General features: G+C 60.5%; 18 protein-coding genes. 6 read left to right on the plus strand and 12 right to left on the minus strand.

All coding sequences use genetic code 11. The features are described 5' to 3' along the window. From AABB31_RS16020 to AABB31_RS16030, 3 genes are read right to left on the minus strand one after another with little or no spacing between them, the layout of a single operon-like run. Entirely contained in the window at positions 1 to 987 is a 987-nt protein-coding gene (locus AABB31_RS16020) for a TIGR01620 family protein (protein ID WP_342077198.1), read from the minus strand. Then, positions 984 to 1421: a GNAT family N-acetyltransferase gene (locus tag AABB31_RS16025; RefSeq protein ID WP_342077197.1), complete on the minus strand. Its 438-nt coding sequence runs from the start codon at positions 1419 to 1421 to the stop codon at positions 984 to 986. The genes AABB31_RS16020 and AABB31_RS16025 overlap by 4 nt, the downstream gene beginning before the upstream one ends. Further along, on the minus strand, positions 1418 to 2830 hold the full coding sequence (locus AABB31_RS16030) for a YcjX family protein (protein WP_342077196.1): 1413 nt from the start codon (positions 2828 to 2830) through the stop codon (positions 1418 to 1420). Before AABB31_RS16030 ends, AABB31_RS16025 begins: the two co-directional genes overlap by 4 nt. A 94-nt stretch (positions 2831 to 2924) precedes the next feature. Between AABB31_RS16030 and truA the strand changes: the two genes are divergently transcribed. Further along, positions 2925 to 3710: a tRNA pseudouridine(38-40) synthase TruA gene (gene truA / locus AABB31_RS16035; RefSeq protein ID WP_342077195.1), complete on the plus strand. Its 786-nt coding sequence runs from the start codon at positions 2925 to 2927 to the stop codon at positions 3708 to 3710. Here the strand turns inward: truA and AABB31_RS16040 are convergent. Then, entirely contained in the window at positions 3707 to 4228 is a 522-nt protein-coding gene (locus tag AABB31_RS16040; RefSeq protein ID WP_342077194.1) for a DUF3726 domain-containing protein, read from the minus strand. The genes truA and AABB31_RS16040 overlap by 4 nt on opposite strands. Then, entirely contained in the window at positions 4225 to 5820 is a 1596-nt protein-coding gene (locus AABB31_RS16045) for a hypothetical protein (protein ID WP_373635000.1), read from the minus strand. Before AABB31_RS16045 ends, AABB31_RS16040 begins: the two co-directional genes overlap by 4 nt. Before the next feature lie 179 nt (positions 5821 to 5999). Between AABB31_RS16045 and AABB31_RS16050 the strand changes: the two genes are divergently transcribed. Beyond that, positions 6000 to 7769: an autotransporter assembly complex family protein gene (locus AABB31_RS16050; RefSeq protein ID WP_373635001.1), complete on the plus strand. Its 1770-nt coding sequence runs from the start codon at positions 6000 to 6002 to the stop codon at positions 7767 to 7769. Continuing rightward, positions 7766 to 12016, plus strand: a complete 4251-nt coding sequence (locus AABB31_RS16055; protein ID WP_373635002.1) for a translocation/assembly module TamB domain-containing protein — start codon at positions 7766 to 7768, stop codon at positions 12014 to 12016. Before AABB31_RS16050 ends, AABB31_RS16055 begins: the two co-directional genes overlap by 4 nt. A gap of 12 nt (positions 12017 to 12028) precedes the next feature. Here the strand turns inward: AABB31_RS16055 and AABB31_RS16060 are convergent, their stop codons facing one another. From AABB31_RS16060 to AABB31_RS16085, 6 genes are all read right to left on the minus strand, one after another. Continuing rightward, the gene (locus AABB31_RS16060) at positions 12029 to 13660 is read right to left on the minus strand and encodes a substrate-binding domain-containing protein (protein WP_373635003.1); all 1632 of its coding nucleotides are present in this window, start codon (positions 13658 to 13660) and stop codon (positions 12029 to 12031) included. Positions 13661 to 13672: 12 nt separating this feature from the next. Beyond that, on the minus strand, positions 13673 to 14680 hold the full coding sequence (locus AABB31_RS16065; RefSeq protein WP_342077188.1) for an oligopeptide/dipeptide ABC transporter ATP-binding protein: 1008 nt from the start codon (positions 14678 to 14680) through the stop codon (positions 13673 to 13675). Beyond that, on the minus strand, positions 14680 to 15645 hold the full coding sequence (locus AABB31_RS16070; RefSeq protein WP_342077187.1) for an oligopeptide/dipeptide ABC transporter ATP-binding protein: 966 nt from the start codon (positions 15643 to 15645) through the stop codon (positions 14680 to 14682). The genes AABB31_RS16065 and AABB31_RS16070 overlap by 1 nt, the downstream gene beginning before the upstream one ends. Positions 15646 to 15647: 2 nt before the next feature. After that, positions 15648 to 16574 carry an ABC transporter permease subunit gene (locus AABB31_RS16075; protein ID WP_342077186.1) on the minus strand — a complete coding sequence of 309 codons (927 nt, stop codon included), beginning with the start codon at positions 16572 to 16574 and terminating at the stop codon, positions 15648 to 15650. Positions 16575 to 16586: 12 nt separating this feature from the next. Beyond that, a complete protein-coding gene (locus AABB31_RS16080) occupies positions 16587 to 17594 on the minus strand; it encodes an ABC transporter permease subunit (protein ID WP_342077185.1) in 1008 nt (335 codons plus the stop codon). 87 nt (positions 17595 to 17681) lie between these two features. After that, the gene (locus AABB31_RS16085; protein ID WP_342077184.1) at positions 17682 to 19316 is read right to left on the minus strand and encodes a peptide ABC transporter substrate-binding protein; all 1635 of its coding nucleotides are present in this window, start codon (positions 19314 to 19316) and stop codon (positions 17682 to 17684) included. A 277-nt stretch (positions 19317 to 19593) separates the two neighbouring features. Between AABB31_RS16085 and AABB31_RS16090 the strand changes: the two genes are divergently transcribed. Further along, positions 19594 to 20181, plus strand: coding sequence for a hemerythrin domain-containing protein (locus tag AABB31_RS16090; RefSeq protein WP_342077183.1), 588 nt, complete (start codon positions 19594 to 19596; stop codon positions 20179 to 20181). Here the strand turns inward: AABB31_RS16090 and AABB31_RS16095 are convergent. Next, positions 20178 to 21041: a DMT family transporter gene (locus tag AABB31_RS16095; protein ID WP_342077182.1), complete on the minus strand. Its 864-nt coding sequence runs from the start codon at positions 21039 to 21041 to the stop codon at positions 20178 to 20180. The two genes, AABB31_RS16090 and AABB31_RS16095, sit on opposite strands and share 4 nt — an antisense overlap. On the opposite strand from AABB31_RS16095, the gene AABB31_RS16100 reads away from it, so the two are divergent. Together AABB31_RS16100 and AABB31_RS16105 are read left to right on the plus strand one after the other, a co-directional pair. Further along, positions 21019 to 21822, plus strand: coding sequence for a response regulator transcription factor (locus tag AABB31_RS16100; protein ID WP_342077181.1), 804 nt, complete (start codon positions 21019 to 21021; stop codon positions 21820 to 21822). The genes AABB31_RS16095 and AABB31_RS16100 overlap by 23 nt on opposite strands. Continuing rightward, a complete protein-coding gene (locus AABB31_RS16105) occupies positions 21815 to 23206 on the plus strand; it encodes a HAMP domain-containing sensor histidine kinase (protein WP_342077180.1) in 1392 nt (463 codons plus the stop codon). Before AABB31_RS16100 ends, AABB31_RS16105 begins: the two co-directional genes overlap by 8 nt. Positions 23207 to 23445 lie beyond the last annotated feature (239 nt).

Here is a 23445-nt window from a genome sequence, read left to right on the forward strand (position 1 = left end):
TTAACCCTGCCCGAAAAGACCGGTGAGCGCGCGGCGGACAAGTGCCGTGACAGACGGCCTTTTCGCGACGTGAAATGGCAGCGGGCGGCAGACCTCAATCGCCGCTATCCCGACGCGGGCCGTCAGCGCCCCATTCACGACCCCCTCACCAAACCGGCGCGAGACTTTCGACAAGACCCCGCCACCAGCGACCGACCCGATCAGATCATCCCCAATCGCAACTGCGCCTGTGGCGACCAGATGGGTCAGGACCGTGCGGGTAAGGCGCCAGCTTCCCAGTGTACCGGCCCTGCCGCCATAGATTTCGGCAATGCGTCGGATCATCCGCAGATTGGCGGTCAGCGCGGTAAATACATCCGCCAGCGCAAGCGGGACGATGGCCGTGACTGTGGCCACCTGACGGGCTGCGGCCTCAACCTCGCGGGTGGCGCGCGCGTCCAGCGGGGCCATCAGGCTTGTTTCTGCCAGTCCCAGCAATCCGTCAGCGTCCAGCACATCGGTCTGCCTGTCACGCAACTCTGCCCGGCCCCATGCGGTATCTTCCCGGTCACGGTAGAGCCTGTCGAGCTTGCCGACCACGTTCTTGGCGTCAGCAAGATGGCCTGTTTCCAGCGCCTCTGCCGCCTGTTTCTGGATAGTGTCGAGTTTGCGCAATCTGCCAAATGCGGCCAGCTCACGCAAAGCCCCGATAACCAACAGCAAAAGGATCAGCCCGATCAGAACCGTGGCGATGCCGCCCAGAACAGGCGAGCGGGCCAGCAACCCGTTCACATAGTCCCATGCGGCCAGCGACACCACAAACCCAACCAGCGCAACGGCCAGCGACCAGAACCATTTGGCAAGGCGCGACGGGCGGCGGGCCGCAATGGCCGCAACCTGCTGCATCGCCGCACCCTGTGGTGCAACCAGATCAGGCACCGCGGGCGCGACATGGGGTTGTGCCACCGCGTCATCGTCAAGTTCGATCAGAACGGGTCCCCGGCTCATGTCGTGGCCTTCCATGTATAGTAGATATCCGGCAGATGCTCTTCATTGCCGTGCCCGTCGGTTTTTTCTGCCGCTACAAATCCATGTTTTTCATAGAAATTGCGCGCTGGCAGGTTGGCCTGAAAGCACCATAGCGCCAGTGCATCGGCGCGGGCCTTCATCTTGTTCAGCAATTGCGATCCAAGACCCTTGCGACGGGCCGATTTCTGCAAATAAAGCTGCGTAATCAACTGGTCGTCGCGGGCGATGAAGCCTTCGACCCCAATGCCGCTTGCCCCGACCAGCACATCCTGCGTTTTGATAACCTCGCCGAAAAACCAGCGATCTTCCTCTGCTGTATGCAGAACAGGCATCCCGTCTAGTTCGGGGCGCCAGTCACCCACGATCCGGGCCATTGCATCCCCATCGGCGCTGGTGGCTGGGCGTATGATCATAGCCGGTCGCCCAACAAAAACTGTGCCGCCTTGTCCAGCCGGATATGTGGCGGGCCGTCGCCTGGGCGCATTGTCAGCGGCGCAGGCGCAAAATTCATCACGCTATAGTCGGCATCCAGCCAGTTCTCTGCCCCGTCGCGGGCCGGGGCCAGCAGATGCGACGGGTCTTGCGGGAGCTTGCCGGGATAGAATGCGGCTTGCTTGCCACTTTCCAAAAGACGCCCGCGCACAACATCCAGCGGTCCGTCCGGATGGTCGATAGTATCCTCGACCGTTGTTCTGAGTGCCGCAATCGACATCGCGCTGGTCTGCGCACCTGCGAAATCCGCGCGATCCTGTGCCTCGCGCAAAAGGGCCTGCGTGATCGCGGTCAGTTGCGGATGTTGGGTATGATGCAGGTGGTCTGCCTTGGTGGCGGCGAACAGGATGCGTTCGACCTGCCGGCCTTGAAAGATGCGGGTCAGGAACGCATTTCGCCCCGGCCGGAACGCCCCGAGGATCCGCGCCATTGCGCCGCGCAGATCATCCAGTGCAGCAGGCCCCGCGTGGATGGCCCCAAGCACATCGACAAGAACGATCTGGCGATCAATCTTGGCGAAATGGTCATAGAAAAAAGGCTTGATTACATTGCGCTTGTAGCTATCGAACCGCCGGGCAAACTCGCGACCCAACGACCTGCGGCCGTAATTGCCCGGTGGCAATGGTGCAAAGGTCAAGACCGGCGATCCAGCCAGATCGCCGGGTAACAGGAAACGCCCCGGAGAACAGTCAGAGAAACCGGCCTCGCGCGATGCGCGCAGATGGGCGGTGAATTGCTGCGCCAGTCCTTGAGCAGTCGGCTCGTCAAGTGGCGCGGCGCCGTCCGCCGCGGCCAGTTTCGCGAGGTAGGCGTCGCCCTGCGGGCGGCCAGCCGCGCGGTCCAGTGATGCGGCAGACCAATCTTCGTAGGTTTGGTCGAGCAGCCCCAGATCCAGCAGCCATTCACCGGGATAATCCACGATATCAATATGCACCGTGCGCGGCCCGGACAGACCGGACAGCAGGCCGCTGGGCTGCACACGCAAGGACAGGCGCAACTCGCTGGTCTGGCTTGTGCCTTCCGGCCAGCTTGGCGCGGGCGCGGTCAGCTGGCTCAGATGCGCCTCAAAGGCAAAGCGCGGGACTGTGTCATTTGGTTGGGGCTGCAGATAGGCCGTGCGGATCGCCCCGTTTGCGGCAGCGGTCAGCTGCGGCATCCGCCCCCGATCCATCAGATTGGCAACAAGCGAGGTGATGAACACCGTCTTGCCCGCGCGGGACAACCCCGTCACGCCCAGTCGGATCACCGGGTCCGCAAAGGGGGCTGTCAATACATCAGCCACGCTGTCGACACCGCGCGTGATCTGATCGGCAAGAGTTGCGATAACCAATGACGGCCCCTTTTTGCTTTCGCCACAAGATAGGGGCGGTCGCCGCACTTGTGTAGGGATTGATTTTGCGCAGCAAGGCCCCTAATCGAAACGGATGCCTCGTTACGCGCTTCTTGTTGAATATCACGGTGGCCCTTTTTCGGGCTGGCAACGACAGGCTGATCAGCCTTCGGTCCAAGGCGCAATCGAAACCGCATTGGGCAAGCTGGAGCCGGGTGACCACACGATCGCGGCGGCTGGCCGGACGGATGCGGGCGTGCATGCAACAGGGCAGGTATGCCATTGCGATCTTGCGAAAGACTGGGATCCTTTCCGACTGTCGGAGGCGTTGAATTATCACCTGAAACCGGCCCCTGTTGCCGTTCTGGCCTGCAGCCGGGTGGCTTATGACTGGCATGCGCGGTTCGACGCCACCGAACGCCGCTATGTTTTTCGGCTGATTGCGCGCCGGGCACCGCTGACGACCGAGGCGGGTCAGATGTGGCGGGTGAATCATCCATTGGATGCCGAGGCCATGCAGGCGGGCGCGGATCACCTGATCGGCAAGCATGATTTCACGACATTTCGGTCCTCGATCTGTCAGGCCAAAAGCCCGATCAAGTCGCTGGATGCGTTGCAGATATCTGTCGTGCCCCGCGATATCGGGGTGGAATACCGGTTTTACGTGCGGGCCAGATCATTCCTGCACAATCAGGTCCGCAGCTTTGTTGGCACGCTGGAACGGGTCGGCGCTGGGGCTTGGCGCCCCGATGATGTGGCCGCAGCCCTCGCCGCCAAGGACCGTGCGGCCTGCGGCCCGGTCAGCCCGCCGATGGGCTTGTATCTTGCCGGTGTGCGTTATCCAGATGCGCCTTTCACCACAGAGGGCACCCGTTTCTAGTCGTTATCCGTCAGCCCCGCCCCCGCACCCGCAGCGCGTGATGCGTCGCTGGCCTTGACATAGGTGCGCGCGGCGAAGACCTGCAGCGCGTCCCAGACCTCGTCCGCGATCTCTACAGGGCCGTTGCCAGGTTTGGCTGGTATGTTGCCGGTTCTCGTGATCAAGGGCCCATCGGCGCGGGCATCAAGGCCGGCTGCAGCCAGCATGGCAAGAACAAGGGGTGCATGCGATGTTTGCGCCAGACGCGCCTTGGTGACGCCCGTTGCGAAACCGTCTTTGACGATGGGGGCCGTCATCGCCGCGTTGCCTGCCTTGACCGCCAGTTTGTCGCCGCCCCAGGCCACATCAATGGGGGCGTTTGGTTCGCTGATTGCATCCAGTATGACCCGAAGGTCGCCGTTTTGGGTGACCAGATGACTTGCCGTGCGGGCAAGATCCTCGGCCTGGCCCACGGGCAACCCGGCACCCAGCCCGGCCTTTAACACAAGCGCAGTCACCTCGTTGAGGGATCGCATCATAGCCCGGCCACCGGAAGCCACCAATCATCGGCATTGTCCAACTCGTCAAAGCAGGGGGCGCCTTGTGCGAGGGTGATCCGGGTCCAGCGATCCGATTTTGGGTCGAATTTCGCCGCCCCGAAAAAGGCAAGCTTGCAGCGCAGGATGTCGACAGGCAGGCAATCGGCCGCAATCAGATTATCGCGGATTTCGGCATAGGGATGATTGATCAGGCTTTGCACCCGGCGCGCCGCGGCCCTGTGTTGTGGAAACAGCGCAAGAAAACCGGCCACCTCGCCGGATGCGCCGGTCAGATCCTGCGCCAATGCCTTGACCTGCCGGGCGATATCGAGCGGGGTTTCCTGATCTGCCCCGTTTTCGTGATGCCTTTGGCCTAGCCGGGGTTCCAGCTTTTCTTCGGAAACGTACCAGAATTGCGCGCAGGCCTCGGGGGCCTCAAAGTCAATTGCGCAGGCCCAGTCCCAATCAGCGGAAATCGCCGCCCGCAGGCTTTCGCATGACATTGACGGGTCCAGCTGCGGCAGGAACGGGGTCGCCATGCAATGGGTCAGCGGATCGACCAATGGGCCGAACGGTTCCAGCAACATGGCCACAATCAGTTCCTGCGTATCAATGGAATAGCGCACGCTATCGAGGATAATCTGATCCACCGGCCGGTTCGACAACAACATCTCTGGCGTCAGTGTGGCGGCGAAATGCTGCCATTCCTGTCGCAGTACGGATAGACGCGTGGCCGCAACCTCGTCGGCAACCTGCCATTCTGCCAAGTGCTGGGCGGCGCGGGCTGTCAGCGCGTAGATCTTTTCAATATCAGCTGTCTGAAGCTGGCGGATTGCGCGGATGCGCGCGATGGCTGTCTCGCGCGCCTGCATCCACGCATCCAGAAGAAGCGGGTGATTTACCAGGAAAGGCGCCATACCAAGACCAGTGGCATTGCCGATCCCCAGATGCCGCTTGATTGCCGGGTCAAGCTTGCGACCGCCGATATGTTCCACAAGGTCATGGGTAAATCCGCGGATCAACCAGACTGTCAGCATCTCGGCCATGAACGGCCCGCCCAGACCCGGCCTGTCCGCGATATGCCCACGATCAGCGATGCCGAATTTGCCGTTTCCGTAGACGGCTGTTGTGCGCATCAGGTAGCCGGTTTGCTGGACGCGCGCGGGATCCGGCTGTTGACCGCTGCGCAAGGCCTCGACCACATGGTTAAACAGGCGCACCGATTTGTTTGCGCGGCTCAGCACGATGTCACGCGGGGTAAAGCGCGCGGCCTCTTGCAGGGGGGCATCACGCACGATGCGCGCGACTTCATCCGCGTCAGGAATGCCGTCATAGAGCACATAGGCGGTGTCCCAACGGGTGGCGATCACCCGATCAGTGCGCATCGCATCGGGTAAATCATTGGAAACGGCGATCAATGAATAGTCATGCCCCCCAAAGCGCAGGCTATAGACCGCATGCCCAAATCCGGCAGTATCAATGTGCCAGACGGGCCGTTCCACCCGCACGTTTTCCGCCGCCAGCGCCCGCAGCAGGCTGCGCAAAAAAGACAGCCGCGTTGGAAATGCAGCCCCCATACGCCGCAAGCGCATCACTGTATCCGGGCGCCGCAAAGGGGGGGACTGACTGGCAGGTGGTCTTTCATGCAAATCAGACTATCGTGATCTGGCATAGCCACATAGTCCGAAAACGACTAGGCAGGCCGTTGGCGACATGGAACCATTGCGGGGCGGCCGCATTGTAAACAGTGGCACGTGTGAAAGGGTGGGCATTGCTGAGACGAATATTTGTGTTTGCGGCCATATTGGCCGGATCAACAACGGCAATCAGTCAGGAAGTCCGGCTCAAGACTGATGCCGCCCGCGATGCGTTGGACGACGCGTCCCTTCTGCGCCAGCTTGATGATGACGCGGATCCGCAGGACTATGTGGCTGCCGCCCGTGCTGATTACAGACGGCTGCTGACCGCCCTTTACGCCGAAGGGTTTTACGGCGGGACGGTGTCGATCACGGTAAACGGGACAGAAGCTGCGGCGCTTTCACCGCTTGCAGCACCTGGCGCGATTAACGAGGTGGTCATCACGGTTGATCCCGGCCCGCGCTTTCGCTTTGGCCAGACAAACATTGAACCAGTCGCGCCCGCGACGGCGATACCAGACAGCTTTGCCACAGGCGAAGCGGCCGAAGCAGACGAAATCAGGCGCGCGGTGTCCGCCGCGATCGGGGGCTGGCGCGATGTGGGTCATGCCAAGGCACGCGTCACGGATCAACGGGTGACGGCACAGCATGACGAAAGCCGGTTGAATGTGAATGTTGGGGTCAATCCGGGGCCGCGTCTGACCTTTGGCAATCTGAATATTTCCGGCAATGAGGATGTGCGCACCAACCGCATCCGCCAGATCGCGGGCCTGCCAACGGGTGAGGTGTTTTCGCCCGAGGAACTGACCCGCGCGGAACGCCGTTTGCGGCGCACGGGCACATTTGACAGCGTCGCCTTTTCTGAGGCGGCAGAGATTGGGCCGGGCGATACCCTGGATATCAATGCGCAACTTGTCGAAAGCAAACCGCGGCGCTTTGGCTTTGGCCTTGAACTGTCGTCGATTGAGGGGCTGACGGTGTCGTCCTTCTGGCTGCATCGTAATCTTCTGGGTGGTGCAGAGCGGTTCCGCGTTGGCGGTGAAGTATCCGGTATTGGTGGCGAAACCGGCGGTGTGGATTATGCCTTGCGGGCCAATTTCACGCGGCCTGCCACCTTTGGGGCCGACACTGATTTCTTCATCCGCAGCGAGATTTCCCGCGACGACGAACCGACATTCCTGCTGGACAAAATCTCGATTGAAACCGGGTTCAGCCGCATTCTCAGCGATGATCTGACGGTAGAGGCCGGGGTGGGCCTGTTGCGCGCCCGCGAGACAAGCGAAGTTGGCGAGCGTGGTTATACCCTTTTGACATTGCCGCTGAAGGCAACACTGGATCGGCGCGATGAGGCGGCGAACCCCTCTGCTGGCTACTATCTTGATACAACCGCTACCCCGTTTGTCAGCCTTGATGGGTCATTCGCAGGCGGTCGGGTCTTTGTGGATGCGCGCGCCTACCGCACTTTTGGTGAGCGTCTGACGCTTGCCGCGCGGGCGCAGGTCGGCAGCGTTCTGGGTGCCGATCTGGATCAGGCACCAGCAGACTTTCTGTTTTATTCCGGTGGCGGCGGAACAGTGCGCGGCCAGACCTACCAATCGCTGGGGGTGGACCGGGTCGACGGGGGTGAGACAATCCGCACCGGGGGCCTCTCCTTTGCGGGCGCGCAGCTAGAGGCGCGATTTGGCCTGAACGAAAACCTGTCTGTGGTGGGTTTTTATGACACCGGCTATGTTGGGGAAACCGCAACGCCGCTCGAAGATGGCGCATCCCATGCCGGGGCAGGTCTTGGCATTCGTTATAATACCGGCATCGGCCCGATACGTCTGGATATCGGCACGCCAGCCAGTGGCGATGATGCGGGTGGGTCAGTGCAAGTCTATATCGGGATTGGACAAGCGTTTTGAGACATTTTTTTGGGATCATCATCCTTGTTCTTCTGCCGGTCCTTGCGGTTGCCCAACCGCAGGAAGAGGAAGACAAGGGATATATCGCATCATTGATTGAGGATAACCTGTCTGGTGTCAGCCGCGAGGTGAACATCATCGGATTTGCCGGTGCCTTGAGTTCCGAGGCAACAATTGACGTTCTGACAGTCGCGGATGAAGACGGGGTTTGGCTGACCCTTGAGGATATCGTGCTCAGCTGGAACCGCAGCGCCCTGCTGCGCGGCGCCATCGACATCAAGGAAATCAGCGCGGGCCGTATCGTCGTGGCGCGCGCACCCATCGCAGAAGACACCGGACCCAGCCCAGAGGCTGCCCCGTTTTCCCTGCCCGAGTTGCCCGTCAGCATCAGCCTTGAGACACTTGAAGTGGCAGAAATTGTGCTGGGCGAGACGTTCCTTGGTGAGGAAGTCGCGCTCAGCCTGAAAGGAACCGCCGCGTTAAGTGGCGGCGAAGGGAGCGCCAATGTCGTCGCCGAACGGCTGGGCGGCAAGCGCGGCATTTTTGAAGTAGACGGCAGCTATGTCAATGAAACCAAGGTGCTTGGTCTGGCGCTGAACCTTGAAGAAGGCGCAGACGGCATTGCGGCCCGCATCCTTGATCTGCCCGGCAGACCGGCCATCGGGCTGCAAATTGAAGGCACCGCACCGCTGGATCAGTATCAGGCCACACTTGCCATCGCGACTGACGGGACGGACCGGTTGAATGGTGAATTTGCGCTGACAAGTGATGATGCGGGACGTCAGGTGCGGCTGGATATCGGGGGCGATATCTCGCCCTTGTTCGATCCGGCTTATGGCGCGTTTTTTGGCAATAATGCCCGCCTGTTCGCGCAAGCGCAGTTGACTGATGATGGGCGTGTTGATGTCTCGGACCTTGATCTGACATCCCAGCGTCTGAACCTGGCTGGTGCGGTCAAGATCGGTGCGCAGGGCTGGCCGGAACTGATCGAATTGACTGGCGGGATCTCGGCCGATGGCGATCCGGTCCTCTTGCCGTTGTCGGGGCCGGAAACCTACGTGACCGGGGTTGGTCTGGCGATCAATTATGATGCGGCCGTGTCGGATGACTGGCGTGCTGAGATCGACATTGCGGAATTCGAGCGGCCGGGTCTTGCCATTGACGTGCTGTCGCTGGAAGGCGGCGGCATCCTGCGCCCCGGCGAAGGCGATGCAACCGGGTTTGTGACAGCGCGGCTGAACTACGGCGCGCGCGGTCTGCAGCTTGCCGATGCGGGGGCTGCCGAGGCGCTGGGCGACACAGTCAGCGGGATGTTTGCAGCGGAGCGGACCGAGGGCGAGCCGACCCGCATCAGCAGCCTCACCCTGTCAGGCGCGGGCATTGATATCGCCGCAGATGCGGTGATCGAAGGGCCGGGTGCCGGGCTGCGGACCCAGGCCAACGCAAGTCTGCAGGTGGCGGCGATTGACCGGTTCTCGACCCTGATCGGTCAGGAACTGGGTGGCGGTGCCGATCTGGCCCTGCGCGCGACACTAACCCCGCTAGAGGGGCTGTTTGATATTGTCCTTGATGGGCAGACGAATGATCTGCGCGTTGGGATTTCGCAGGCTGATGCCGTGCTTGCCGGGCGCGGAACGATCGCGGCACGCGCCGTCCGCGACGCGGAAGGGACCCGGCTGGAAATGCTGCGCATTCGGACGAATGCCGCTGAAATCAACGCAGAGGCTGACCTGACCAGCGATGGCAGTGATGCCAATTTTGCGGCCCGCCTTAACAATGTTGGTCTTTTGGTGCAGGGGTTGGATGGACCGGCCTCGGCGGTTGGCAATGTGCTTGCAGCCCCCGACGGCGTCATTGACTTTACGCTGACCGGCAATGGGCCGGCGGTTACGTTGGTGGCCAATGGCACGGTGAACCCCGCTGAAACCGGCCAGACGATGAACGCGAATGTTGTGGCGGATGTGTCCGACCTGACCCGCTATGCCACCATTGCGCAGCGTCCTTTGTCCGGGTCGGCGATGCTGGAAATCGGTGGCGTCGTTTTGACCGACGGGCTGCGATTTGACCTGGATGTGGCGGCGCAGACCACCGATATCGTCACCGGCATCACCCGACTTGATCCGTTTCTGCGTGGTGAAGGCGAAATCAGTGCAGCGATTGCCCGACCGACAAGCGACACTTACTTGCTGTCGGATATGTCGGTCGTGACCCCCGCATTGCGCGCAACCGGGGACGCGGCGGTGCGGCTGGACGGGCCCACAAGCGGCAATCTGGACCTGCAGATCGCCGATGCAGGCCTGATTGATCCCAGCCTCAGCGGCCCGATCAACGCGATGGTGCAGGCCAGACCGGCGGATGGCAGCGACATTGCCATTACACTAGCCGCAGATGGGCTGGGCGCGGATATCGACCTTGATGCGGTTGTGGCCCGCCCCAGCAATGAAATCAGCGGTGATCTGACCGCATCACTGGCAGATCTGTCAGCCTATCGCGCCCTGATCGGGCAGCCGGTATCGGGCAGCGTTGACGCAACACTCAGCGGGTCAGCGCAGGCCGATCTGTCGGCCTTTGACGCGCGGGTCAGTTTGCAAAGCCAGAACCTGGGTATTGGCAACCCGACCGTTGATGTTCTGTTGCGCGGCACCGGGCGGGTGAATACCAGCTTGGCCTTGCAGGACGATGTCCTATCGGTCAGCACGCTAGAGGTTTCGACACCGCAATTCTCGATTGTTGGCGCGCTCAACGGCGCGGGTGGTACGGGCACAGGCCGTTTTAACGCAAGCCTGCGCGATGTTGGTCTTCTGACCGATCAGATCAGCGGCCCGGTCCGCGCCCGCGGCAGCGCGTCCCTGAATGACAATGGCAGCTGGGGCGTGGATGCCAACGGGACCGGTCCTGGCGGGTTGAACGCCCAGATACGCGGACAGGTTGGGCAAGGCGGGCGGCTTGATCTGGATATCGACGGCAGCGCGCCGCTGGCGCTGGCCAATAAGGCGATTGAACCCCGCAGATTAAGTGGTACGGCCAATTTCGACCTGAACGTGAACGGGCCACCTGCGATCAGTTCGCTTGGAGGGCGGGTAACATTCACCGAGGGTCGTCTGGCGGCACCTACATTGTCGCAGGCGCTGACGGATATTGGCGGGCAAATTACGCTGGGCGGCAACAGGGCCGATGTGAACCTGCGCGCAAATGTCGAGGCCGGCGGCGGTGTCACCATTGTCGGGCCGGTGGGGCTTTTGCCACCCAATACCGCGGATATCACAACCACATTGCGTGATGTGCGGTTACGCGACCCGGAGCTGTATTCAAGCTCTATCGGGGGGACAATCACCTTGCGGGGGCCGCTGCAAAACGGGGCGCGTGTGGTGGGCCGGCTGGAACTTGGCCAAACTGATATCCGGGTGCCATCCTCAAGTGTCAGCACATTGGGTGACCTTCCCGATGTCATTCACATTGGCCAATCCGCCGCTGTGCAGCAAACCCTGCAGCGGGCCGGGTTGAATGGTCAGGGCAAACCTGCGGCGGATGCTAGCCGTGGCCCGGGCCCAAGCTTTCCGCTTGATATCGTGATTGATGCACCATCCCGGATCTTTGTGCGGGGCCGTGGGCTGGATGCCGAACTGGGCGGTCGGCTGTCGATTGGCGGCACCTCGCGCAATGTCATTCCGGTTGGTCGGTTTGATCTTTTGCGTGGCCGCATTGATATCCTGCAGCAGCGATTTGAATTGACCGAGGGCAACGCATCCCTGCAGGGGGATTTTGAACCCTTCATCCGTCTTGTGGCCACAACGGAAAGCAGCACAGGCACCACGATCAATATCATCGTCGAAGGCCCCGCCAGCGAACCCGAGGTCCGGTTTGAATCGACCCCCGAGCTGCCGCAGGACGAGGTGTTGTCCCAGCTGATATTCGGTCGCGACCTTGACAGCATCAGTCCATTGCAGGCTGTGCAGCTGGCCTCTGCCGTGGCGACATTGGCGGGTCGGGGCGGTGGTGCCGTCGACCGGCTGCGCCGCAATATCGGGCTGGATGATTTTGACGTCACCACCAATGAAGAGGGCGAAACCGCCCTGCGTGCGGGCAAATACCTGTCCGAAAACGTCTACACCGATGTGACTGTGACCAGCGAGGGCGGGACCGAGATTAATCTGAACCTTGATATCACCGATGAAATCACGGCCAAGGGGACGGTCGATAACGAGGGCGATACCAGCATCGGCGTGTTTTTCGAACGCGACTATTGAGGTTGGGGGTGTCTAGCGCACCCACACCTCGACCCGTCGGTTGCGGGTATCGGCCCCGGGCGTGTCGGAACAGGCGATTGGCCATAAAGGACCAAAGCCGATCGCAGTGAACCTGTCGCGATCCGCCGTGTCAGCGGCCTGCTGCAGAACAATCGCGGCCCGGACTGCATCCGCATCGGCCTGCGACGCGGCGATGCCCGCGTCAACATCGCCCGGCGCTGCGCTGAACCCCGCAAGAATGACCTGCCGCCCTGCGTAGTCAGGCCGGTCGAGGAAGGCGATCAGCCGGGCGATATCGGCCTGGGACGCGTTTCCGTCAAACCGAAATGTTGTCGACAGCCTGACGGCCTCTCCCAGTGTGTCCCGCATTCGCGTCAGATGCGCGGCGCGCGCCGGATCGGCGCCATCCAAGGCGGGCAGGGGGGCCGGGTCGGGATTTGCAATGATCCGCGGCCCGATAAAGCCCGCTTGCCGGATCAGGATGTCAGCGGCGGGTGATGTGGCGAAATCCAGTAGCCCGCGAGTCTCCGGTCCCGGCGTCTGACTGCTTGTCAGTAAACGAAGCGGGCGGCGCAGCGGATCATCGCCCGCTTTGATGGCAAAGGGTGTCGCCCGCCAGGGCAGCCCGCAATTCCCGGTAAGTGACACCGGTGTCGCAGGTCCCGATGCGCTGGTTGGCACAACACCGATACCGCCGGGATTGGCCGCAATCGCCCTTGCGACGGCATCTGGTGTCTCAACAGCCACCGCGCCGGGGGCGAATGTCAGGCCCGCCGGCCCCATGAGTGCCGTGGAAAAGGCAAGCTGGCTGTCTGCGCCTGCTTTCGGGGCGAAAACCGCAACCGGAACATCCGGCCCGCCAAGGCTGGCCCAGTTGGCAATCTTGCCGGATAACAGGTCTTGCAGGTCCGAGAGGGCCAGTGATTGCACCGGATTGTCCGGCGAGACGATGACCTCTAACCGGTCAAACGCGATCACGTGGTTCTGCACAGGATCGCGTAGGTTCTCAAGGCCGTCTGCCCTGAAGGTATCAACCTCGGTCTGTGTGGGCTGTCGGGACATCATTGCCAGATCCGCATCGCCGCGTTGCAGGGATGCGAGGCCCGCACCTGCATCTGTCGCTTCAATCTCGACGACAAAGCGCGGTTCGGCCGCTTCGTCAGTGTTCTGGACCACCAGTGTCATGCGCTGATCCGCCAATGCGATCCGGCGGGGGGCGCTGGCCCCCTGTTGGGCCGCATATCCCTGCACAAGGAAGGGCATCAGAACATCGCTCATGACGCGCGATCCGGCGATGCGCACATCGGTCAGGATTTGCGCCGGATCAATCGGGTCAGCGGGTGGTGCGGTGTCCGCGATAGCGGGCGCGATGTCGATGGGTGCCGCGTCGGGAAGCTGCGGACAGGCAAGCCCCTCGCATATCGCGTCTTCGCGCGCGATGCGGATAACGCCCAATGTCGTCTGCACCATAAAGCTTGATGTATCGCTGGGCAGAAGCCGCCCGGCGATCACGCCTGTACCCTCTTTTTCGCGAATAACCACCTGTTGCGCGCCAAGCGGCTGTGCCGTCAGACACGCAAAACACACCGCCCACAATGGGACAAGCCGCCTTTGAAAACCAAGCGTCGCAAAACCCACCCACATGCGCGTCAGCCGCTAAGCATTTGCCGCAAGAACCTGCTTGGCGGCATGGAACGGGCATGCGACCTGATGGCCGTCGCCGAGATCTTCGAGAACGGGGCGTTCGCCCGCGCAAGATGTCTGCGTCTGGGGGCAACGGGTGCGGAAAACGCAGCCGGACGGTGGCGCCAGCGGCGAAGGAAGCTCGCCTTCCAGAATGGGCCGTGGCCGCGCCCTTTCCAGAACGGGGTCGGGGATCGGAACGGATGCGATCAGCGCCTGACTATAGGGATGTTCGGGCGCGGTTGTCAGCGTATCGCTATTGGCGGTTTCCATCACCCGGCCCAGATACATCACGACCGTGCGGTTGCTGATATGTTTCACAACGCTCAGATCATGGGCGATGAAAATCATCGACAGCCCCATATCCCGCTGCAGACTCATCAGCAGGTTGACGACCTGCGCCTGCACCGAAACATCAAGGGCAGAGACAGGTTCGTCGCAGATGATCAGTTTGGGGCGCAGGATCAACGCACGGGCAATGCCGATCCGCTGACATTGCCCGCCGGAAAACTCGTGCGGATAGCGGTTGATCAGGTTGGGCAGCAGCCCGACCTTTTCCATCAATTCACGGACGCGGGCCTTGACCTCTTTACGGGGGGTCTTGGGCTCGTGCGTGATCAGGGGTTCGGCGATGATGTCGCCAACCGTCATGCGCGGGTTCAGTGCGGCAAGCGGGTCCTGAAAGATCATCTGCACATCGCGGCGATGCACGCGACGCTGGCGCGGATCCATATTGGCCAGATCGGCCCCTTCAAACATGATATGGCCACCAGATGAGGGGACGGTGCCGACAATTGCACGGGCCAGGGTCGATTTCCCGGAACCGGATTCCCCCACAACCCCCAGACATTCGCCCGGCTGCAGATCAAACGACACCTCCGAGACAGCATGCAGTTTGCGCGGCGGCGTCCAGGGCCATGCGCCCGGACGTCTGACATCAAAGGTGACCGACAGATCACGCACAGACAGGATCGGTGCCATTACGCGACCTCCCTGACCGGCAGATGGCAGGCCCTGCGGCGCGCATCAACGGTTTCCAACAGGGGCTTTTCCGCGCGGCAATTGTCCAGCACCTGTTTGCAGCGGGGCGAGAATGGACATCCCTGCGGCAGGCGCGACATGTCAGGTGGCTCGCCCGCAATCGTGGCAAGCGTATCGTCGGCCCGATCCAGCCGCGGAACCGCCTGCAGCAGCCCGGACGTGTAGGGGTGGGTTGGTGCGGCGAACAGCTGATCTGTTGCACCTTCTTCCATGATCTGCCCGCCATACATCACCAGCGTACGGTCGCAAAACCCGGCCACAACGCCAAGGTCATGAGTAATCAGAATGATTGCCGTTCGAAAGTCGTTCCGGATATCGGCAAGGACCTGCATGATCTGGGCCTGAACCGTGACGTCGAGGGCTGTGGTCGGCTCATCAGCGATCAGCAGCTTTGGCTGGCATAGCAGGGACATCGCAATCATGATCCGTTGCCGCATCCCGCCCGAGAATTCGTGAGGATACATGGTGATCCGGGCGCGGGCATCGGGGATGCGCACCGCGTCCAGCATGCGCGCGGCCTCGGCAATGGCGTCCGACTTGCTGACCCCTTTATGCAGGGTCAGCACCTCGGCCATTTGATCGCTGATCCGCATATAGGGGTTCAGCGATGTCATCGGATCCTGAAAGATCATCGCGATTTCCTGGCTGCGGATCTTGTTAAGGCTCTTTTGATCCATCTGCAGCAAGTCGTGCCCATCAAAACGGGCGCTGCCCGTGGCCCGCCCGTTCTTGGCCAGCAGTCCCATGGCCGCAAAAGCGGTCTGGCTTTTGCCTGATCCGCTTTCGCCCACAATCGCCAGGGTTTCGGCCCGGTCAATCCCAAAGCTGACCCCGTTCACAGCATTCACGTCACCGTCCCCGGTTGTGAAAATGACCCGCAGGTCGTCTACATCCAGCAACGCCATATTCAACGATCCTTGGGGTCAAGCGCGTCGCGCAAGCCATCGCCCACAAAGAAGAAGGCAAAGATGGTCAGCACGAAAAAGAAAAGCGGATAGAAAAACTGCCACAAAACACCGTTCTGCATATTGCTGGACCCTTCGTCGATCAGCGCGCCAAGCGATGTGTTCGGCTCTTGCACGCCGAGACCGAGGAAACTGATGAAGCTTTCGTAGATGATCATGCTGGGCACCAGAAGGGTGGAATAGACAATCACGATCCCCAAAAGGTTCGGTACGATGTGGCGCAGAATGATCTTGATCGGATGCACGCCGGTTGCGACCGCAACCTCGACGAATTCCTTGTTCTTGATAGTCAGGGTTTGCCCCCGCGCAATCCGCGCCATATCCAGCCAGGAAATCAGCCCTATCCCCAGAAACAACATGAAAATCGACCGCCCGAAAATCACCAGCATCAGGATCAGCACGAACATGAACGGAATGGACATCAGCACATCGACGATGCGCATCATGATCCCGTCAACACGCCCGCCGAAATAACCGGCAGTGGCGCCGTATAAGGTGCCCACGACCACCGCAACAAGCGCGCCCACGACCCCCACCATCAGTGATATCCGTGTCCCTTGCACAACCCGTGCAAACAGATCGCGCCCGTTCGCATCGGTCCCGAAATAATGGCCGGTTTCAAAGGATGGGACGCCCTTATAGGCGTTTGAGCCGATCAGGCTGAAATCAATGAAATCCGGTTCGTATTTCGCAAGCGCGCCCCCGAACATCGCAAAGCAGGCGATGGCGATCAGGATGATCAGCGACACCAGCGCCGCCCGGTTGCGGAAAAACCGCGTGCGGGCATCCGCCCAGAGCGACCTGCCCTGCACCTCTGCCAGTTCCATGGCCTCGCCCACACTTTCGACGGATGCTGCATTGGGAAACATGGCTTGCCCCCTCTAATAGCGGATTTTGGGGTCGATCCATGCGTAGAGGATATCGACCACAAGATTGAAAAGAATAGTCAGGGTTCCGACCAGAATGGTGATCCCCATGATCACCGAATAGTCCCGGTTGAAGGCAGAGTTCACAAATGCCTGCCCGATCCCACCGGTCGAGAAATAGACGTCAATGATCACAGAGCCGGTGATCATGCCGACAAAGGCGGGCCCCAGATAGGACAGGACCGGCAGGATCGTCGGCTTCATCGCATGCCGCCAGATCACCCGGCGCATCGGAAGGCCCTTGGCCCGCGCGGTACGAATAAAATTGGTGTTCAGCACCTCCAGCATGGATGACCGGGTAATCCGGGCAATCGACGCCATATACGAGGTAGACAGCGCGATGACAGGCATCACCAGATAGTCAAACCGCAAGGCCCCGCCCCATGGCAGGTTGAAGCACAGGTTGTTGGCGGCGGCACAGCCGTTCACAACGACCCCACCTTCCCAGCCGCCGCCGGGAAGCCAGCTTTGCCCGGTCAGCCAGAAGCCACCCAAGGTAAAGGCAAGAACCAGCAGCGGGGCCATCACGAAATTCGGCAGCACCTGCGCGCCGACCGTGATCCCGACCGCCAGATAATCCAGCCAGGAATTCTGTCGGATCGCGGCCGCAATCCCGAGCGAGACACCCACAGCCACGGCCACGACAAACGACCAGGCGCCATAGGTCAGCGTGACAGGGAAGCCTTGGGCGATGATGTCATTGACGCTTTGGTCCTTGTACTGAAAGGACGGGCCGAAATCGAAACTTGTGACCACGCTGACCACATAGTTGACGATCTGCTTCCAGAAGGGCTGATCCAGCCCGTATTTCGCCTCGATATTGGCGAGAACTTCGGGCGGCAACGGCCGTTCGGAATTAAACGGGCCGCCGGGTGCCGCATACATCAGGATGAACGACAGGACGACCAGAACCAACAGGGTCGGGATGGCCACGGCAAGGCGGCGAATGATGAAGCTGAACATGGGTCAGGGTCCACAAATCGGGGCTTGTGACGAAATGTGCCGCGCCCCGATGCGGTCGCATGGGGCGCGGCAGGTCAGTGGACCGACTTACTCGGCAACCTTGTACAGGTCGCGCGAGTACCAGTTTTGTTGGAAGTTGTTGAAGGGCCAGCCTTTGAGGTCCTCGGCGAACATCTTGACCGACGCATAGTGGTAGATCGGGATGATCGGCGTGTCCTTGGCGATGGCTTCCTCAACCGCGTCATAGTTGGCTTGCGGATTATCGGCGGTCTTTGCCTCGGCCAGCAACGCGTCAACGTCCGCATTCACGTATTTGCTGTCATTGTAACCGGATTCAGACTGCATCAGATCCAGGAAGGTGGATGCTTCGTTATAATCGGCACACCAGCCGCCGCGGGCGATGTCAAAGTCACCATTGCTGCGCGCCTCGAGGAATGTCTGCCATTCCTGATTGGCCAGCGTGGTTTCGACCCCAAGTGTCTGTTTCCACATCTGGCTGATCGCCACGGCAACCGATTTGTGGCTTTCAGAGGTGTTGTAGACCAGATCGACGCTTAGCGGGTTGTCAGACCCGTAGCCCGCCTCGGTCAGCAATTCCTGCGCCATGGCGTTGCGTTCGTCCTGGGTCATTGTCGCCATTGGAATGTCGGGTGTTTCAAACCCGGCAGTGGCCCAGTGGGTGAACGTGTAGGCTGGCTTCTGACCACCTGCGAGGACGTTTTCAACGATGATGTCGCGGTCAATGGCCAGGCTGAGGGCCTTGCGGACATTTGCATCCTGCAGTTCTTCGGGGGCGCCGTCACGCAGATTGAACATGTAGTAGTAGGAACAGGCCAGCGGGACAGACACAGCCTGTTCTGGATATTCCTCTGCCAGACGCGGGAATTGACCTGCCGGAACATCGGTGCGGTCAAGTTCACCGGCCAGATACCGGGTCAGTGCGACACCCTCGTCATTGATGACCAGCGATGTAACCTTTTCAAGGATGGTGTTTTGGTTGTCCCAGTACATCTCGTTGCGCTCGCGGACGAGCTTTTCCTGCGGCACATGTTCGGTCAGGACATACGCGCCGTTGGACACCATGTTGCCCGGCTTGGTCCAGTCTGCCCCGAATTCTTCAATCGTGGCCTGCGGGACGGGGAATGTGGTGAAGTGGGTCAGCATCTGCGGGAAGTAGGGCAGTGGCTGGGTCAGCCTGACCTCGAGCGTCGCGTCGTCAATGGCCGTGACACCCAGTTCGGATGGTTCGACGTCGCCTGCGATAACCTCGGACGCGTTTTCAAGCGCCATCAATTCGATGAACCACGAATAAGGCGATGCCAGTTCAGGCGATGCGGCCCGTTTCCAGGCATATTCGAAATCGCCGGCGGTAACGGGATCGCCATTGGACCACTTGGCGTTGTCGCGCAGGGTGAAAGTATAGACAAGGTTGTCGTCGCTGACCTCATAGCCAGTGGCCACACCCGGAACCAGATTGCCATCAGCGTCCTGGTTCATCAGGCCCTCAAACAGATCACGCAGGATGTCGCCGCCGGCGCTATCCTCGGCCACGCCCGGATCAATCGACGGGCTTTCGTCGAGATCGCGATAGGTGAATGTTTGATCACTGGCCAGTGTTTCGCCGGTTTCGGGATGTGTGGCATGCCCATCTGCGTAGACCATACCGCCCGAGGCGATCAGGACTGCGGCGGTGGTTGCCATCATTTTTGTCTTCAATGTCATGAAAATACTCCCTAGCTGATGTGCCGTTGACCGGCACAATTCATCATTGTCGCGCACATTGTTGCACGGATGGTCGTATCTTTTGGCCTCTACGGTGAAATGGCAAGGTAAATTGCCGCTTGACCCTGCGGTAGCCCCACCCATTGTCTGCCAGCGTACATTTTGCGCAATATCCGTAGGTTAGCGGCTAAATTCGCAAAATTATCTGACCGGCGACGGGGCTGCGTATTGATCCAATTCGATTCGCGCAAACCCGGACACGGTGCTAATGGGACTGATGGATGATGATGATCGCATGACGGATTTGGCGTTGAAAGATCGCGATGGGCTGCCCGACGCCTTGCGTGTTCTGTTGGCAGATTACCCGCGCGATCAATGGGCGTCTGATCCCGGTTTCGACGGTCTGGTCCGGTTCTGGCTGGACCGGCATCTGATGTTTCGAAAGCTTTTGGCAAATCTGCAGGACGATGCCGAGGCCCTGCTGGATGCCCGCATGGACCCGCAGCGCTATGTGGCAGGCCTGTCCCGCTATGGCGGGATGTTCGTCAATGGGTTGCACGAGCATCATACGATTGAAGACACCTACTACTTTCCCACATTGTCGCAACGCGACACCCGGATTTCGCGCGGCTTCGACATACTCGACCGGGATCACCATGATATTGATGACTATCTCAACAGCTTCGTGGCTGCGGCCAATGGCACGATCAAGGGGCTGGATGATCGCGACAAATTGCAAAACGAGGTTGGACATCTGCGCAGTGAGGTTCTGACGCTTACCGCGCTGCTCAACCGTCACCTGACGGATGAAGAGGAGCTGATCGTTCCGGTGATCCTGAAATTCGGGACTGCCGGGCTCGGCTAGGCCTGTTTTGACAATTGCACCGCCAGGATGCCGCCTGCGATGATTGCGACCCCGACAATATCAAGCCCGCCAATCTGTTCACCCAAAAGCACGGCGGCAATTGCCACCCCCAGAAACGGGTTCAGGAAGTGAAAGGTCGAGGCCTTCACCGCCCCGATCCGACCGACCAGCAGGAACCAGACCAGTGTGGCCGCCAGTCCGGGCACCAACGTCGTGTAGATAAAGGCCACACCCAATTGCCAGGTCCATCTGACATCCAGCGTTTCGAACATCAGCGCAGGGATCCATAGCATCGCACTGCCCACCAGCATCTGCAGTCCGACAATCATCAAGACATTGCCGCCCGATGATGCGCCCAGCACCGCAAGTGTTGCGATGGTCAGTGAGACCACCCCGATGACACACAGGATCAGACCAAACAGATCGACCCCGCCTTGCAGTCGTGCGCCCATGATCAGGCCGACCCCCGCAATCCCCGCAACCAGTCCGATGATCCCTAGCGGCCTGATCCGCGTTCCGAAGACCAGCCAACCCGCCACCGCCACCAAAAGTGGCATCGTCGATGCAATGATGGCCGCAAGGGATGCAGGCACTGTTTGCATCGCGACAAAGTTCAGCCCCAGATACAGGGCATTCTGGCAAGCCCCGAAAATCAGCACCCCCATCCACTGTGTCCGGGTCAATCGGGCGGATTGGCCCAGCCAGGCCGCGATCCCTACACCGATCAGCCCCGATATCAGAAACCGCAAGGCCAACGCGCCAAGCGGTGGGGCGTATTCGACGATGACCCGTGCGGACGTAAAGGCCGACGACCACATCAGCGCGAATGCCAGCCCCATGATGATTGCCTTGATATCCATACCGGCCACCTATCCCGTTTCCGGCCCGAAAGAAAAGCGCGGAACCGGGGGCAAACGCCGGTTCCTATTGGCTATTTCGCAGCCAAGACGGTTGCAGTACGGTTTGCGGATGAATGTGCTGATCATCGAAGACGATGCAGAGACCGGGCAGTATCTGCTGCGCGGGCTCCGCGAGGCCGGGTGGGACCCGGTGCTGCATGGCACCCCGCAGGCCGGCATTCTGGAAGTATCGTCGCGGACATTTGACGCGATTATCCTGGATCGCATGTTGCCGGGCATGGACGGCGTCGATGCGCTGCGCCTGATCCGTGGCGCGGGGATCATGACCCCGGTGTTGATGCTGACCGCCCGAACCAGCATCGAAGATCGTGTCGAAGGGCTGGAGGCGGGGGCCGATGACTACCTTCTTAAACCTTTTGCGCTGTCGGAACTGCTGGCGCGGATCAAGATCATATCGCGCCGCGCCCCGCGCGTGGCCGAGACCACAGAACTGACCATCGGGGATCTGTGCCTTGACCGGATGAAACGGGTTGTGGATCGGGCGGGACAACCGCTTGACCTGTCGCCGGTGGAATTCCGGCTGCTGGAATATCTGATGGCCCACCCGGGCGAGGTCGTCACACGGATGATCCTGCTTGAAAAGGTGTGGGGCTATCGGTTTGATCCCAAGACCAGCCTTGTACAGACCCATATGAGCCGGTTGCGCGGCAAGGTCGACAAGCCATTTGAGGTGGAAATGATCCGCACTGTCAGAGGATCGGGATATATCCTGGATGCGTAACAACACACTTGGATCAACGGTTTTTCAGCAAATCCTGCGCTCTTGCGGGGTGTTTGTGTTGGTTAGCCTTGCGCTGCTATGGCTGATCTGCGGCTGGCTGGTCTGGGAGATGGACCGCGCCCAGATTGCCGACCTCGAAGATACGATGCTGTATGCCGAAGATGTCTATTACGGGCGCGGCGCGGACGAGCTGATCGCCGAGGCTATTCAGGACGACGACGATTTGATCTGGTCAGATGACCTGATTTACGAGCTGTTGGAAGGTGAACAGCAGGTCTGGGTGCTGCGCGGCCCGGATTATGAACCCATTGCCGGGTTTCCCGGCCTGCATGCGGATTTCGGCTGGCAGATGACCAGTCTCGATCATCCCGAAATCGGCGACACGCTGCGGGCATACACACAGGAACTACGCGGTGGCGACCGTCTGACGATTGCCAGCTTTCTACCCGAGGACCGGGCCAATCTTTGGGCCTTTGCGCAATTCGGTACGTTTGCGCTGTTATTGATTGTCTTGCCTCTGTCGCTGATCACTGGCTACGCGGTCAGCCAACGGGTTTTTCGGCGTATCGAAGATATCTCTGCGACGGCTGCAGCGGTGGGGTCAGGCCAAATCGCGACCCGTGCCACCCAATCGGCCCGCCATGACGAATTCGACAGGCTTGCAGGCAGCATCAACCAGATGCTGGACCGGCTGGAGGCCTTGAACCGGTCAATCGAAGGCGTCTCTGTCGGGGTTGCCCATGACCTTCGCACGCCATTGACGAATATCGGTGGCCGGATGGAGCTGATCCGCAGGGACCGCACCAACCCGGAGGCGATTGAAACCCATCTTGAGGCAGCCGAAGCTGCGCAAGACCAGTTGATGCGCGTGTTTGACGCGTTGTTGCGGCTGGGTGAGGTCAAGGCAGGCCGCCGGAAAGCGGCCTTTGCGGATGTGGACCTGTCAGCGATCCTTACGGACCTGACTGACAGTTTTGCACCGGTCTTTGCGGATGCGGACAAACGCTTTTCCGTGACCATTCGCGATGGTCTGTCCGTCACCGGTGATCCCGAGCTTTTGCAGCAGATGATTGCCAATCTTCTGGAAAATGCGGTGGAACATTCGCGCGATGCGGCCAAGGTGTTTGTCACGCTTGCCAGCCAAGATGGACGCGTGGTTCTGCAGGTGGGCGATGACGGGCCGGGGATTTCGCCCCTCGACAAAGAGCGTATTTTCGAGCGCTTCTTTCGCGCTGATAGCAGCCGGTCGACGCCCGGCAATGGGCTGGGCCTGAGCCTTGTGCAGGCCATTGCCGAATTGCACGCGGCTGATATCGCCGTCGCCGATGATACGCCGGGGGCCGTGTTCACGCTGCGGTTTCCGGTTAGGGTCAGGACCCAATAATTCCATGCCGCCAGCGCAGATTTCACGAAATATCAGCGGTTTGGGACGCGCAGGCCATAGTTGCTCTACGGACAAGCGGCCCACGCCGCTGAGATGAAGTGAAATCTGTGCCCGAAGGGTTTGGCTGATTTTGGCCGTGACCATCGTTGCATCCCCTTGAAATAGAAACACTATTACTGCGGGGCTGCGCCTCGTCACGACCAAAATCAGTCAAACTGGCGACGTGGAATTATTGGGTC

Origin of the sequence: Yoonia sp. SS1-5 (assembly GCF_038443705.2) — a bacterium.
Taxonomy (GTDB): domain Bacteria; phylum Pseudomonadota; class Alphaproteobacteria; order Rhodobacterales; family Rhodobacteraceae; genus Yoonia; species Yoonia rhodophyticola.

Excerpts from the sequence above, each read along its gene's own strand:
- AABB31_RS16040 (WP_342077194.1), bottom strand. The coding sequence starts at position 4,228 with ATGATGCGATCCCTCAACGAGGTGACTGCGCTTGTGTTAAAGGCCGGG.
- AABB31_RS16085 (WP_342077184.1), bottom strand. The coding sequence starts at position 19,316 with ATGACATTGAAGACAAAAATGATGGCAACCACCGCCGCAGTCCTGATC.
- AABB31_RS16020 (WP_342077198.1), bottom strand. The coding sequence starts at position 987 with ATGAGCCGGGGACCCGTTCTGATCGAACTTGACGATGACGCGGTGGCA.
- AABB31_RS16100 (WP_342077181.1), top strand. The coding sequence starts at position 21,019 with ATGATGATTGCCTTGATATCCATACCGGCCACCTATCCCGTTTCCGGC.
- AABB31_RS16080 (WP_342077185.1), bottom strand. The coding sequence starts at position 17,594 with ATGTTCAGCTTCATCATTCGCCGCCTTGCCGTGGCCATCCCGACCCTG.
- AABB31_RS16065 (WP_342077188.1), bottom strand. The coding sequence starts at position 14,680 with ATGGCACCGATCCTGTCTGTGCGTGATCTGTCGGTCACCTTTGATGTC.
- AABB31_RS16105 (WP_342077180.1), top strand. The coding sequence starts at position 21,815 with ATGCGTAACAACACACTTGGATCAACGGTTTTTCAGCAAATCCTGCGC.
- AABB31_RS16045 (WP_373635000.1), bottom strand. The coding sequence starts at position 5,820 with ATGCGCTTGCGGCGTATGGGGGCTGCATTTCCAACGCGGCTGTCTTTT.
- AABB31_RS16095 (WP_342077182.1), bottom strand. The coding sequence starts at position 21,041 with ATGGATATCAAGGCAATCATCATGGGGCTGGCATTCGCGCTGATGTGG.
- AABB31_RS16070 (WP_342077187.1), bottom strand. The coding sequence starts at position 15,645 with ATGGCGTTGCTGGATGTAGACGACCTGCGGGTCATTTTCACAACCGGG.
- truA (WP_342077195.1), top strand. The coding sequence starts at position 2,925 with ATGCCTCGTTACGCGCTTCTTGTTGAATATCACGGTGGCCCTTTTTCG.
- AABB31_RS16075 (WP_342077186.1), bottom strand. The coding sequence starts at position 16,574 with ATGTTTCCCAATGCAGCATCCGTCGAAAGTGTGGGCGAGGCCATGGAA.
- AABB31_RS16090 (WP_342077183.1), top strand. The coding sequence starts at position 19,594 with ATGGATGATGATGATCGCATGACGGATTTGGCGTTGAAAGATCGCGAT.
- AABB31_RS16025 (WP_342077197.1), bottom strand. The coding sequence starts at position 1,421 with ATGATCATACGCCCAGCCACCAGCGCCGATGGGGATGCAATGGCCCGG.
- AABB31_RS16060 (WP_373635003.1), bottom strand. The coding sequence starts at position 13,660 with ATGTGGGTGGGTTTTGCGACGCTTGGTTTTCAAAGGCGGCTTGTCCCA.